This window comes from Neobacillus mesonae, assembly GCF_001636315.1.
In the GTDB taxonomy this organism is placed as follows: domain Bacteria; phylum Bacillota; class Bacilli; order Bacillales; family Cytobacillaceae; genus Neobacillus; species Neobacillus mesonae.
Map to the genome: position 1 here is coordinate 3,728,585 of NZ_KV440949.1, position 13,561 is coordinate 3,742,145.

General features: G+C 42.0%; 15 protein-coding genes. 13 read left to right on the forward strand and 2 right to left on the reverse strand.

The genetic code is table 11. The annotated features are described in order from the left end of the window. The first annotated feature begins 247 nt into the window (after window positions 1-247). The 7 genes from A6749_RS17345 (at window position 248) to A6749_RS17375 (ending at window position 6,785) form a co-directional block, all read left to right on the forward strand. The gene (locus A6749_RS17345; protein WP_066392883.1) at window positions 248-3,085 is read left to right on the forward strand and encodes a Na+/H+ antiporter subunit A; all 2,838 of its coding nucleotides are present in this window, start codon (window positions 248-250) and stop codon (window positions 3,083-3,085) included. Continuing rightward, on the forward strand, window positions 3,085-3,423 hold the full coding sequence (locus tag A6749_RS17350; RefSeq protein ID WP_066392885.1) for a Na(+)/H(+) antiporter subunit C: 339 nt from the start codon (window positions 3,085-3,087) through the stop codon (window positions 3,421-3,423). Before A6749_RS17345 ends, A6749_RS17350 begins: the two co-directional genes overlap by 1 nt. Further along, window positions 3,416-4,900 carry a Na+/H+ antiporter subunit D gene (locus tag A6749_RS17355; RefSeq protein ID WP_066392890.1) on the forward strand — a complete coding sequence of 495 codons (1,485 nt, stop codon included), beginning with the start codon at window positions 3,416-3,418 and terminating at the stop codon, window positions 4,898-4,900. Before A6749_RS17350 ends, A6749_RS17355 begins: the two co-directional genes overlap by 8 nt. Window positions 4,901-4,903: 3 nt before the next feature. Beyond that, complete coding sequence (locus A6749_RS17360) at window positions 4,904-5,380, forward strand: Na+/H+ antiporter subunit E (RefSeq protein WP_066392901.1); 477 nt, start codon at window positions 4,904-4,906, stop codon at window positions 5,378-5,380. Next, a complete protein-coding gene (locus tag A6749_RS17365; protein WP_066392906.1) occupies window positions 5,380-5,664 on the forward strand; it encodes a Na(+)/H(+) antiporter subunit F1 in 285 nt (94 codons plus the stop codon). The genes A6749_RS17360 and A6749_RS17365 overlap by 1 nt, the downstream gene beginning before the upstream one ends. Next, the gene (gene mnhG / locus A6749_RS17370; RefSeq protein WP_066392908.1) at window positions 5,642-6,004 is read left to right on the forward strand and encodes a monovalent cation/H(+) antiporter subunit G; all 363 of its coding nucleotides are present in this window, start codon (window positions 5,642-5,644) and stop codon (window positions 6,002-6,004) included. The genes A6749_RS17365 and mnhG overlap by 23 nt, the downstream gene beginning before the upstream one ends. Window positions 6,005-6,362: 358 nt before the next feature. Continuing rightward, window positions 6,363-6,785, forward strand: coding sequence for a hypothetical protein (locus tag A6749_RS17375; RefSeq protein ID WP_066392910.1), 423 nt, complete (start codon window positions 6,363-6,365; stop codon window positions 6,783-6,785). A 34-nt stretch (window positions 6,786-6,819) separates the two neighbouring features. On the opposite strand, the gene A6749_RS17380 is transcribed toward A6749_RS17375, so the two are convergent. Beyond that, complete coding sequence (locus tag A6749_RS17380) at window positions 6,820-7,437, reverse strand: NUDIX hydrolase (RefSeq protein ID WP_066401025.1); 618 nt, start codon at window positions 7,435-7,437, stop codon at window positions 6,820-6,822. Window positions 7,438-7,784: 347 nt separating this feature from the next. Between A6749_RS17380 and A6749_RS17385 the strand changes: the two genes are divergently transcribed. The 4 genes from A6749_RS17385 (at window position 7,785) to A6749_RS17400 (ending at window position 10,788) form a co-directional block, all read left to right on the forward strand. Further along, window positions 7,785-9,026, forward strand: coding sequence for an MFS transporter (locus A6749_RS17385; RefSeq protein WP_066392916.1), 1,242 nt, complete (start codon window positions 7,785-7,787; stop codon window positions 9,024-9,026). A 99-nt stretch (window positions 9,027-9,125) separates the two neighbouring features. Continuing rightward, complete coding sequence (locus tag A6749_RS17390; protein WP_066401026.1) at window positions 9,126-9,662, forward strand: HD domain-containing protein; 537 nt, start codon at window positions 9,126-9,128, stop codon at window positions 9,660-9,662. Window positions 9,663-9,682: 20 nt separating this feature from the next. Further along, window positions 9,683-10,189, forward strand: a complete 507-nt coding sequence (locus tag A6749_RS17395; RefSeq protein WP_066392927.1) for a GNAT family N-acetyltransferase — start codon at window positions 9,683-9,685, stop codon at window positions 10,187-10,189. A 146-nt stretch (window positions 10,190-10,335) separates the two neighbouring features. Continuing rightward, window positions 10,336-10,788 (forward strand): DUF2269 family protein, encoded by a 453-nt coding sequence (locus A6749_RS17400; protein ID WP_066392934.1) that lies wholly within the window; start codon window positions 10,336-10,338, stop codon window positions 10,786-10,788. Window positions 10,789-10,841: 53 nt separating this feature from the next. On the opposite strand, the gene A6749_RS17405 is transcribed toward A6749_RS17400, so the two are convergent. Continuing rightward, entirely contained in the window at window positions 10,842-11,264 is a 423-nt protein-coding gene (locus A6749_RS17405) for a YbaN family protein (RefSeq protein ID WP_330220463.1), read from the reverse strand. Between the two features lie 167 nt (window positions 11,265-11,431). On the opposite strand from A6749_RS17405, the gene A6749_RS17410 reads away from it, so the two are divergent. Both A6749_RS17410 and A6749_RS17415 read left to right on the forward strand, forming a co-directional pair. Continuing rightward, window positions 11,432-12,124, forward strand: coding sequence for a response regulator transcription factor (locus A6749_RS17410; RefSeq protein WP_066392945.1), 693 nt, complete (start codon window positions 11,432-11,434; stop codon window positions 12,122-12,124). Then, entirely contained in the window at window positions 12,121-13,470 is a 1,350-nt protein-coding gene (locus tag A6749_RS17415) for a sensor histidine kinase (protein ID WP_066392953.1), read from the forward strand. Before A6749_RS17410 ends, A6749_RS17415 begins: the two co-directional genes overlap by 4 nt. Window positions 13,471-13,561 lie beyond the last annotated feature (91 nt).

The window sequence follows — 13,561 nt, forward strand, 5'->3', positions numbered from 1 at the left end:
TTATTCACCTCGAGGCTTTGATGCTGACAGTTGGTTTAAGCTTCCGTTACCCAAGACTATAGCTGATACGGATGGAACCGTCAACCCAAATGTGTATATTGCAGATATATTAGAAAAACTGCAGATATCTTACTCAAAATTGCAGATATATTTCAAAGAATTGCAGATATCCTGCGGAACCCGTAGATATTTTCATTTTAAAATTTATTAAATTTAAGAACTTTCCACCAAGAAAGGAGGCAGATGGATGTCCTTACTCCATATCATGATATTCATTCCGTTTTTATTTGCTATTCTTGTACCATTTATCCATAAAATGTGCAATCCGCGCATCCATACTGGCTGGTTCGTACTTATCGTACCGCTTGGGATCTTTCTTTACTTATTAAAGTATATCCCGTTAACCGCCAGCGGCAAAACAGCTCTATTCGAACTGTCGTGGATGCCGTCGCTAGGCATCAATTTCACCGCCTATTTGGATGGTTTAGCCTTAATCTTTGCCCTGCTGATCACCGGAATCGGGGCACTCGTTATTCTTTATTCCATTTATTACTTATCTAAAGAAAAAGAAGCACTCCACAATTTCTATGTGTACCTGCTTCTATTCATGGGTGCTATGCTCGGATTAGTGTTCTCCGACAATATCTTTGTTCTATATGTATTTTGGGAACTAACAAGTATCTCTTCTTTTCTTTTAATTGCCTATTGGTACCACCGGAAAAATTCCCGCTATGGTGCGCAAAAGGCGATGTTGATTACGATTGCCGGCGGCCTTGCCATGCTGGCGGGTCTGATTTTGCTCAGCATTATGGCGGATACTTACAGCGTACGTGAAATGATGAGCATAGCTCAGGGAATAGCGTCACATAAGCTATTTCTTCCGGCCATGATTCTCTTGCTATTAGGAGCCTTTACAAAATCGGCACAGTTTCCTTTCAGTATCTGGCTTCCAGATGCGATGGAAGCCCCGACACCCATCAGCGCCTATTTGCATTCCGCTACCATGGTAAAGGCAGGAATCTATTTAGTTGCCCGATTTACACCGGTGTTTGGCGGCAGTGCCGAATGGTTCTGGCTCGTTACTGGTGCAGGAATCCTCACGCTCCTATATGGTTCGCTTAACGCGGTTCAGCAAAAGGACTTAAAAGCGCTGCTGGCCTATTCAACCATCAGCCAGCTTGGTTTAATTATGAGTCTATTAGGGCTTGGATCGGCTGCCCTTTATTACAGAACAGGAAATGAAGCATCCGTTTATGCATTTGCCGTGGCGGCAGCGATTTTTCATATGATCAACCATTCTACCTTTAAAGGCAGCTTGTTTATGGTGATTGGGATAATCGACCATGAAGCCGGAACCCGGGACTTACGCCGCTTGGGCGGACTCGCAGCTTTAATGCCTGTATCGTTTACATTGGCCATTATTGGCAGCTTCGCAATGGCAGGACTGCCGCCATTCAACGGATTTTTAAGTAAAGAAATGTTTTTTACAAGCGTTTTGACGCTGATCGAGCAGCCTGTATTTGGTGCAAAGACCCTTGCTGTGCTGATTCCTATTATCGCATGGGCGGCCAGTGTGTTTACATTTATCTACTGTATGATTCTTGTGTTTAAAACGTTTACGGGCAAGCACCACCCAGAAAAACTGGATAAACCGGTACACGAAGCACCGCTTGGCATGCTGCTTCCGCCAATGATATTGGCAGCCCTTGTGATAGGAATTTTCTTTTTCCCAAATGTCATTGCTGACTATTTCCTGAAGCCTGCTTTAGCGGCAGTTGTCCCTGCTCAGACAGGTCTTGATATAAAAATAAGCGCCTGGCATGGCTGGAATAAAGAGGTATTTATGACGATTGGCGTAATCGCCTGCGGTTCCCTTCTGTATCGTAGCTTAAAAAAATGGTCGCCAGTTTATCAGCTATACCCTAAAAGATTTACACTTAATCATGCATATAATCTGGTTCTTCAAGGAATGGAAGATCTATCATTAAAGATCACAAAACGTTATATGACAGGATTTGTCCGTGATTATCTTGTGTATATTTTCTTCACGATTATCCTTGTTCTCGGTGGTGCATTGTGGCTGCTAGGCGGAACTAGCTTTAATTTTTCAAAAAATGCTCCGGTTAATGCCTTTGAAGTGGGAATGGTTATTGGGATGATTATGGCTGTCTTAACTGTGTTGTTAGCAAAATTAAGGCTGACCGCAATTATCGCCCTTGGTGCCCTTGGTTTTCTTGTTTCTTTATTGTTTGTTGTGTTCCGGGCTCCAGATTTAGCTTTAACCCAATTAGTGGTGGAAACTGTGACAACTGTGCTATTCCTGCTATGTTTCTATCATTTGCCGGAATTACGAAAGGAAAAAAGCCGCATTAGCTTCAAATTAACGAATCTGGTTATTTCGTTAGGAGTCGGGTCGGTCTTTACGGTACTGGCTTTGTCGGCAAACAACCACCGTTTTTCTGAAACCATTTCAAGCTTTTTCGAGGATTCCTATACCCTTGCCGGTGCTAAAAATATGGTAAATGCGATCCTCGTCGATTTCCGCGGGCTGGATACGATGCTGGAAATCCTTGTATTATGCATCGCCGGTCTCGGGGTGTTTACCTTGATTCATATGGGGGATAAGGGCCAGGAGACAGGCAGCAGTCTATTAGAAAAAATAAGGTCTAATGATGTGATTTTACGGACTGTGACAAAGGCTGCGAGCATCATTATTTTCACCTTTGCGGTTTACCTCTTTTTTGGGGGGCATCACAATCCTGGCGGAGGATTTGTTGGCGGATTAAGCGGCGCAGCGGGATTGATTCTCCTTTATCTAGCGTTTGACTTCGAAACAATTCGTGAAAATATTCCGGTGGATTTTAAAAAATTAGCGGCAGCCGGGGTTCTTATTGCCGTTATGACAGGAGCAGGTTCCTTCCTGTTTCAAGCACCTTTTATGAGCCAGACTTTTGGCCATGTTGAGCTCCCTGTTTTTGGTGATACGGAGCTCGCAACAGCGCTGATTTTCGATTTAGGTGTTGCCTTAGCGGTGGTCGGGACGGCGATGACGATTATTCTAACGATAAGTGAGGACGAATCATAATGGAAACACTTATGTCACTACTCGTAGGTTTGTTTTTTGCCATTGGAACGTATTTAATATTATCGAAAAATTTACTGCGGATTATTTTAGGCACCTCGATTATTACCCACGGCGTCCATCTATTAATCTTAACGATGGGCGGCTTGAAGACCGGAGGACCGCCGCTGCTCGGTGAAAGCTTTTCCGCCTTCACTGACTCTCTGCCGCAGGCGCTGATCCTGACATCCATCGTGATTAATTTTGCTGTTACGGCTCTGTTTCTCGTGTTAAGCTATCGTGCATATAAAACATTGGGAACAGTGGATGTGGAAGAACTGCGGGAGGTGGATGATGAATAATTTAGTGATTTTGCCGGTTATTATTCCAGTTATTGCGGGGCTTGTAATGGTGATTTTTCGTAAAAATATCTTCCTTCACCGCTTTGCCGGTGTTCTGGCCCTGCTTGCACTTTTACTTGTTTCCATCCTGTTACTCATTCAAGTAGATACAGGCGGTATTCAAACATTGCAGGCCGGCGGGTGGAAAGCACCTTATGGAATCAGTTTTGCAGCGGATATGTTCGCTGTACTCCTGCTGTTGAGCACGAGCGTTGTTGCGTTATTTTGTCTGCTATATGCTTTTCATTCTATTGGTCAGAAGCGGGAGGAGCATTATTTTTATCCGTTGTTTTTATTTTTGATAGCTGGTGTAAACGGTTCGTTTTTGACAGGGGATTTATTTCATCTTTTTGTCTGTTTTGAGGTTATGCTGATTGCATCATACGTATTGATTTCTCTTGGCGGTACCAAGGTGCAGCTGCGGGAATCGTTGAAATATATTCTGGTGAATGTGGTCTCATCTTCGCTATTTTTAGTTGCTGTCGCCTATTTGTATGCCCTCACCGGGACGTTAAATATGGCTCATCTTTCAGTTGTCGTGGCTGAGCTTGGGCAAGATGGATTGATGACGACGGTTGCACTTCTCTTTTTGCTCGTTTTTAGTATTAAAGCCGCACTGTTTCTTTTCTTTTGGCTTCCAGAATCGTATAGTGCACCGCCCGCCGTAATTGCCGCTATTTTTGCGGCACTGTTAACAAAGGTTGGGATTTACACCATCATTCGAATGTTTACGCTCATCTTCTATCATGAGCCTCAAATTACTCATCAGTTCCTTGGCGTGCTTGCTGCAGTTACGATGGTTTTTGGCGCGATTGGCGCGGTTGCTTATTCCGATATTAAAAGAATCCTCACCTATAACGTGATTGTTGGTGCGGGATTTGTGATTGCTGGTTTAGCTTCATTCACTGCTGATGGAATAACGGGATCGGTTTTCTATCTTATTCACGATATTATGACTAAGGCACTGATTTTCCTTTTGGGCGGGGCAATTATTCAGTTGATCGGAACTAGTAAATTGAATCAAGTGAGCGGGCTGATTCGTAATCATCCATCTTTAGGCTGGATGTTCTTTATATGCGCCCTTGCACTGGCTGGAATCCCGCCTTTAAGCGGCTTCTTAGGGAAAATTTTTGTCACCAAAGGGACATTTCAAGCAGAATATTATTGGCTTGGGGCTGTCGGTCTGGCTACCAGCTTAATGGTGCTGTATTCGCTTATGAAGGTGTTTATGAATGTCTTTTGGGGCGAGACGACTTTGAGCAAGGGGATGGAGAAGGGTACAACAAAAGGGCTGATACTTCCGATTGGCGCTTTGACTGCCATTTCTGTTCTGCTGGGGCTCGGTGCTGAAATGATCTTACCGTATGTACGTCTTGCAGCTGAGACGCTGTTGGTTCCTGCCCGATATATTGAAGCTGTTCTGGGATTGGGGGGATAAGGAATGGCAGTTCAAGTTTTGATTAATTTATTTGTCGCCATTTTATGGATGTTTCTTCAGGATAAATGGAGCAGCCTGTCCTTTTTTAGCGGCTACTTGGTAGGGATCCTCGTTGTTTTTGGGTTGCGCCGCTTTTTTCCTTCATCATTTTATTTGAAAAAGTTCTTTGCTTCGGTCCATTTGTTTGGGGTATTTTTCAGGGAATCGGTGATTTCGAGTATTTATGTGCTTGGTCATGTTATTCGGCCGAAACTTCAAATTACTCCCGGCATCTTTAAGCTGGAGACAGAACTTGAGACCGACTTTGAGGTTACCCTTTTAGCTTTACTTCTTACTTTAACCCCCGGTTCTGTGGTGATGAAAGTGACGCCCGATAAGAAGGTGTTTTATGTTCATGCCCTTAACTTGCCGGAATCAGAGGAATCGGTAACGTGTTCAAAAGTCAAATTCGAGCATGCGATAAGGAAGGTGACCCGTTGATGTTTCAATACTTTTTATCCGGAAGCTTATTTTTTCTATTATTATCGATTTTAGCAGCGCTGTATCGTGTGATAAAGGGTCCTTCGATGCCTGATAGGGTGATGGCACTAGATAATATCGGTGTCAATTTGCTTGCGGGAATTGCAATTCTATCGATGTTTTTGAGGACGTACGCCTTTTTCGATATTATTCTTTTAATCGGGATTCTCTCCTTTGTAGGGACAATAGCATTTGCCAGATTTTTAGAAAGGGGTGTGGTCATTGAGCGGAAACGGGTACATTGAATGGATTGTCGGCGGCTTCATTTTGATCGGAGTCATTTTAAGTTTCTTAAGTGCCGTCGGGTTAATTCGATTTCCCGATGTCTATACACGCGCCCATGCGGTTTCTAAAAGTGCCAACTTAGGAGTGCTCTGTATTTTGCTAGGCACCTTTCTCTATTTTTTATTGAAAGATGGCTATTTCAGCATCCGCCTTCTGCTAGGAGTCTTCTTCGTATTCCTGACCTCGCCTGTTGTTGCCCATATGCTGAATCGTGCCGCCTATCGAAGCGGAGTTCCGATGGCGAAAGAAAGCGTGCGAGATGATTTGAAGGGGTATTTTGAAGGTGAGGAGAAGTTGTGATGGTCTCCTTATGGGAATGTTACTAAAATTTTCTCCCCTAGAAAATATTAAAACCTATTTTTCAAGGCTTGTACTAAATCATTAGACCGGCCTGTCCAGTTCAGCATATGTTATAGCAGCATAACGGAAAGGAAGACTTGAATGGAGCCAAAAATGTATATGCATTGTGAAAATGCGGGCGGTCCGTTTGGGTCTGCTAAAAAAGTTATGAAGCGGCTAGGGAAGCAGAGTTATTCTAAAATGATAAGAGAGCTTGGTTTTTTAACCAGGCTCTTTCTGTGTATATTGAATGGTCAAGCGATGCATTCTAATATTGCTGGAATTATAGGTTATTTTTTCAAAAGGAGCCCTTGGTACTATGTTTTCATTTCGAGGGGATGCCCACAGGGTCTATCTGAAGCTGCAAAAAGCAGTCTATAAAAAAGAAGCGGTCCTTCAAATGAAGGAGCTTAAGGAAATAGAAGAAATCATCCGCTTTTATCATTCTTTAGAGAGCAGTGCGCTGAGGCTTATCTTTTATCGAATGGTCAAAGAGAAAAACGGGTCTGGTTTCATCCTGATTTTCGTCACTTCTTTTCCGTGGCTGCTGTTAATGTTCTCCAAGCAAATCACTGACATACTGGGCAGCTTGCTGTGGGTCATTTTTGGTCTGGTTTACCTGCTAATCCTAACGATAAGCGTGATTCTCCATTTCAGTGAAAAAGCCTGGGCTGCCTTTCATATGGAAATCATCCAAGACGTTTTAACGGAAAGGAAAAATAAGGAATCCTCCATTGAATAACCTCGCCGTCCAGAACATGCTGAACGGTGTAGGGTTAATCAAAATAAACTGGTTCGTCGGGATTTTTCAGAAAGCGAAAGGCCATTTCTATCTGTGACTTTGTATTTCTTGCTACGGACAATTTCGGTAATTCGTCTTCCGCGAAAAATTTTACAGCGCTGGTTTCCACGCTCACAGCTGCCTGGCCGCCAACAATTTCACAGAGGATAAACAGCTTGTAGACATGATAAAGCGAAGGGGGATGGGGATGCCGTTTATTATCTGTTACGGCTATTAATTTGACTGGTTTCACGTCAAAGCCTGCTTCTTCCTTCACTTCTTTTACGGCCACTTCGCCTGGAGTCAAACCTATGTCCGCCCAGCCGCCAGGGAGCGACCAATCACCTTCCGCCCGCTCTTGGACCATCAAAATTTTTCCCTCTTTAAAAACTGCCGCCCGAACATCGACTTTTGGCGTGGCATACCCTGTTTCACTTGCAAACAAATTTTTGATTATGGTTTTATCCAAATCGGTATGCTTTTCTACAATGTCAATACTGATTTCTCTAATTAATTCAAATCGCTCTAAATCATATACATCCTTGGAATATGTTAATCCTGCTTGGGCGATGGATTGCAGCTGCTTCGCCCATTGAAGCCATTTTGGTTCCACCATTTTCACCACCTGCTTGTCTTCTGTTTCTATTATTTTATACCTTATTTTAACATTTGACCCGACCTCCGCCCTAATATTCATTAATTCCACAAAATTACAAAAAAGTCCTTGAAAGTAAAAAGCAAATCCAGTAATATAAAATTACGCTATTTTTGAAAGGAATGAACAAAGGGACGATGAACAACTAATCCTATTTTTAGAAACAATTCGGATCAAACGAAATTTATTCTGGATGGGATTAGTGCGGCCTTTTTTATATAATAGTACATCACTAGCAGGTGTACTATGACTTTTTTGCGCCAAAATGCCTCCTATCCAGAAATTATGGATATGGAGGTTTTTTTATGGAACAAACGAGTTCAAATGTTACGATGGGGGCATTGTTCAGGAATAAAGTGATCCGGACATTGCTGCTATCAACATTTTTCCTGCAAATCGGAATATGGGTGAGAAATTACTCCATCTTGCTATTTGTTGTAGAAAAAACAAATGAAGACCCGGTGGCAGTATCTCTTATATCTGTCGCAGAGTTTGCCCCGATTTTTTTATTTTCTTTTATCGGAGGTACTTTCGCCGACCGATGGAAACCGAAACGGACGATGATCTGGTGTGACTTTCTAAGTGCGGTTTCTATTTTTGTAGTCCTGCTGGCCCTTGTTTTTGGAAGCTGGAAAGTGATTTTTTTCGCCACGTTAGTATCTTCTATTTTGTCACAGTTTTCACAGCCTTCAGGGATGAAACTGTTTAAGCTTCATGTGAAAGAAGAATTAATTCAAATGGGGATGTCGATTTATCAAACGATATTTGCCCTGTTTATGATTCTCGGTCCAGTTCTTGGAACATTTGTGTATCAGCATTTCGGTATTGATGTCGCCATTGCCATTATGGGTGTTGCATTTTTGCTTTCGGCGGGGATTCTATTTTTACTGCCAGCTGATTATGAGCTTGAGAAGAAAGCTGAGGATTCAACGATTATCGAAGAGATGAAGGCTGGTTTTCGCTATGTGTGGAATAGTCGTGCGCTTACTTTATTAGGCGGCTGTTTTGCCGCAGCTGGGTTGGCATTAGGGCTTACGCAGCCGCTTGCTGTATTTCTAGTTACGGAACAGCTTGGGCTGCCGAAGGAACAGCTGCAATGGCTGATGGCGGCATTTGGGACCGGTATGATATTAGGCGGCGGTTTGACAGTAGGAATCGCCAAAAAGACGCCGCCGCAAGTCTTACTTGCATTAGGTATGACGGTAAGTGCCATCGGATTTTTTGTGATGGGATTATCTGAATCCTTCTGGCTGACCTTAACAGCCGAGTTTTTTAGTGGTTTGTTCATGCCGTGTATTCATATCGGAATCAACACGATGATCTTGAAAAACACGGACGCTGCTTTTATCGGCCGTGTTAATGGGATTTTAAACCCAATCTTCATGGGGACCATGGTCATCACCATGACAACAAGCGGCTGGCTGAAAAAAACCTTTTCACTCGTCACCATGTACGAAACAACAGCACTTCTGTTCATCGCTGGGATTCTTTTCCTTGTCCCATTATTCAAAGGAGAAGCTGTTCTGAAAAAGAGCGAAAGAGCTTAGAGGGTGTCAGGCACCATGTGAAAAATTCACATGGTGCCTGACACTTTTTTGAAATTAATGGTAAAATGAAGAGGACTGAATTTGAAGGGTGGTCGGATGATGGATGTGATAGATAAAGCGCTCCAGGCCGCGAGTAAGGCGCATGAGCAACAATATCGGAAAGGGACGGATATTCCTTATATTGTTCATCCGGTCGCGGTGGGGATGATTTTACTGAAGGCTGGGTACAGGGAACAAGTTGTTGCAGCCGGAATCCTGCATGATACGGTTGAGGATACAGACGTAACCTTGAAGGATCTGGAACGGGATTTTGGCAAGGAGATTGCTGAATTGGTCGCCGGATGCACCGAACCGGATAAATCTCTGTCATGGGAGCAGCGAAAGGAACATACCATTGAGTATTTGAAAACTGCTTCGACTGAAATCCGGGCTATAGCATGTGCTGATAAGCTGCATAATCTTCGTTCCATTATAAATGATTACGAACAATCTGGCGAAGAAGTCTGGAGCAGGTTTAAACGCGGTAAAGTACAGCAGAAATGGTATTATACAAATATTATTGAAAGCCTGCGATATGTGGGAAGCTTTCAATTAGTAGACGAATTAGAACAAGAAGTTGTTCGATTATTTAACTAGGAATCTAGGTGGGGATGATTTTGGAAATTAGACTATTAACTCCAGCAGATGCAGAAGACTATTGGGAATTAAGACTTGAGGCATTAAAGCAAAATCCTGAAAGCTTCTTAACCAGTTATGAGGAAGCCGTGACAAGAGAGAACCCGGTGGAACAGGTGGCGAGAAATCTATCCGCAGCTGGAAACTACACATTTGGTGCGTTTGAGGGGCATAGGTTAATTGGCATGGCCACATTACTTCACGAAAGCTCCACAAAAATAAAACATAAAGCCAATATCTTCGCCGTGTACGTTACGCCTGAGAAACAAGGTTTAGGTGCGGGTAAAGGATTAGTTACCGCGGCCATCGAAAAAGCCAAAACAATTGAAGCCATTGAAAAAATCAACTTAACAGTAAACGCCAGCAACGAAAAAGCCAAAAAACTCTACACCAAACTAGGCTTCAAAACCTTCGGACACGAAGAAAAAGCCCTAAAAATCGACAACACCTACTTTGACGAAGAATATATGGTCCTGAATAATAAATAGTTTTCGATGTGGTGTCAGGCACCATGTGAATTTTTCACATGGTGCCTGACACCAATTTATTTTTGCACTGTGATTTAGATTGTTATCTTGCTTAAATGGTTTGTGGTAGAATGGATTGTTGTAGAGATTGGAAGGTGGCTAGCAAGATGACTTTCTATCAGGTTTTAGTTTTTATTCATATATTTTCAGCGATTTTAGGGATGGGTCCTGGTTTTATTTTAACGACAGTGGTCAAATCGGGGAAAACAATGACTGAGCTAAGACATTCCTATGCGATTAGACATAAGCTCCATATTTATGTCATGATTGGCGGCATCATGCTGCTGATTACTGGTCTGCTCATGGGAGTCATGAATACATATCTATTTCATATGGGGTGGTATCTTACTAGTCTGGCACTCTTCTTAGTAGCCCTTGCGATGGGGCCGCTTGCCTTATCACCAAGGTCAAGACCGATTAAGGCTCTATTGGAATCCCACAAAGGTGAAGAGATCCCTGAAGAATACAAACGGCTGGCAAAGCAACTTTTCCTTATAGAAAATATTGAAAATGTCATTTTCTTAATAATTATTACTCTTATGATCACAAAGCCGTTTTAATGCGATAATAAAAAACTTGGGCCCCCCGCCCAAGTTTTTTTACGAACAAGCCCTTAATGATTGTATTTACCCGCCTCTGAATAACTGCCAGGTACTGTCTTTATTTTATAAATAAAATAATAATATTTATACAAAACGATAAGCAGCAACGCGATTCTTGCGAGCCAATTATTTACTAGGATAAAGGCGAAGGCAATCATCACATCGGCAAATAGCAAAATCGTAAGTTTTTGTCTTAATGTCATTGCCCGCTCAATTATGAAGGATTCTAAATGCTTCTGATAGATCTTCGTCCCTTTAAACCAGCGTTCAAACCGTTCTGAACCTTTAACAAAACAGAAGGAGGCCAGCAGTAACAGCGGGGTAGTCGGGATTAATGGCAGAATGATCCCCAAAACACCGACCCCAAGGGCGATAAACCCGCAGATAATAAAAGCGACTTTTGCAATTTTTGAAATTTCAAACGCCCCCCACAGCTTACCATTAAATTTCCTCCATTATATCATTATTCATTTCATTTATGGAAAAATTTGATGATCCCCCTCCAGTTTTGATAAGCTACAAAAAGGTGATATTGAATTTGTGTCCAATCTAATTCATCTCTTTTCCGATTAAAGTGGAAATATAAGGGGGAGAAATCGTTATGACAAAGGAATCAATACTCGTTGTGGAAGATGAAGAGAAAATTGCCCGGCTTTTGGAGCTTGAACTTGAATATGAAGGGTATACCGTTACAAAAGCGCTGGACGGAATAGAAGGGCTAGAAGCTTATCGCACCAAAGACTGGGATTTGATTTTATTGGATGTTATGCTTCCCGGTTTGAGCGGAATTGAAATTTTAAGGAGAATCCGGGCGAATGACAGTCATACACCGGTACTGTTATTAACGGCGAAAGATTCAGTAGAGGACAAAGTCTCAGGACTTGATTTGGGGGCGAATGATTATATCACGAAGCCGTTTCAAATTGAAGAGCTGCTGGCAAGAATCCGGTCCGCACTCAGGTTTAAACCAGTAGAACAGCAAGAAGAAGCTGACTGGCTGGCTATTGCCGATTTAAAGCTAAATGAAAAAACAAGAGAGGTCGTAAAGGGCGGTGCTCAGATAGAATTAACCCCGAGAGAATTTGACCTCCTTGCATTCCTATTGAAAAATAAACGCCAGGTTCTGCAGCGCGAACAGATTTTGGAAGCAGTTTGGGGCTATGACTTTTTAGGCGATACCAATGTTGTCGATGTCTATATTCGATATCTCAGGAAAAAAGTTGATATACCTAGTGAACCGTCACTCATTCACACGGTTCGCGGCGTAGGATATGTCATAAAGGAATCAAAATGAAGCTTAAGAACAAAATCAATTTATATACCGCAGTGCTGTTTTCAATTCTTTTGCTGTTAATGAATCTATCCGTTTATTTTTTATTTAGCAGTCTAATGGTGAATTCTCAGCTTGATATTGCGAAAAGTGAAGCCGTTAAAACGTCAGAAGCCTTTAATCAATCGCTTGGTACCATTCCTGATCGGGATTTATTGCGGGCATATGTACCGATTAATGGAATGATTCGTATTGTTAAAGAAGATTTAAGGGGTCCCCTCGTTACTTCGCAAACTGAACAAAGTTTAAGTAAGCAAAAAGCGGTTTACTATACTGGAGAAGTAACCAAAAAGCTTAAAATCGGGCAGAATAGCTATATTTTTAACTCAATGCCAATTATTTTGCAGGATGGAAATGTTGCCAATTTGCAAATTTTTAAAAACATCGATATTACAATGGATATCATTAAGACATTACGCATTGTCTTGACGGCAGTGACGATTTTGGCATTGATTCCTGCTTTTATCTCCAGCAGTGTACTTAGTAAGCTCATTACAAATCCAGTAGCCACGATGATTAACACGATGAGGGACATCAAGGAAAGCGGTCATTTCAAACGGCTGCCATTAAAAGTTGAATCAAAGGACGAGCTGTATCAGATGGGAGAAACCTTCAACCATATGATTGATTTATTGGAAAGCAATTTTGAAAAACAAAAATTGTTTGTTTCCAACGCTTCACATGAATTAAAAACACCACTGACGATTATCGAAAGCTATGCCAGCTTGTTAAAAAGACGAGGAGCGAACGATCCTAAGCTTTTTGAAGAATCCATAGAAGCCATTCATTCTGAAGCAATAAGGATGAAGGAAATGACTGAGCAGCTGTTAATGCTTGCTAAACATCATGAGGGATGGAATATTAATCGGTCGCACTTCAATCTGGTTGAATTAGTCCAGCAGACTGTAAAAAACTTTCAAAGTGCCTATCATCGAAAAATTGTTTTAGATGGGGATGTCTTAAGTAATATTACCATTCAAACAGATGAACAAAAGCTGAAGCAGCTCTTATTTATATTTTTGGATAATGCAAGGAAATATAGTGACGACATGATCATGGTTTCACTTGGAAAGGAAAGGGAAGAGGTCTGTATTCGGATTATGGACCATGGAATTGGCATATCCGAGGATGAGCTGTCTAAAGTGTTCGATCGTTTTTACCGCGTTGATAAAGCAAGAAGTCGTAAAAGCGGTGGTACTGGCCTGGGGCTTCCTTTGGCAAAGGAGATTGCAGAAGCCATTGGCGTAAGAGTCACATTAGAAAGCAAGGAAGGCATTGGAACAACAGTTTCCCTTTATATTCCGCTGTAACGGGCAATTTTTTATTTTAGCCTGTTTAAAAATGAAAAAACACCCTTTTTCTCAGCATTTTCTCATTTTAATGGATGATAATGAAGGTAAT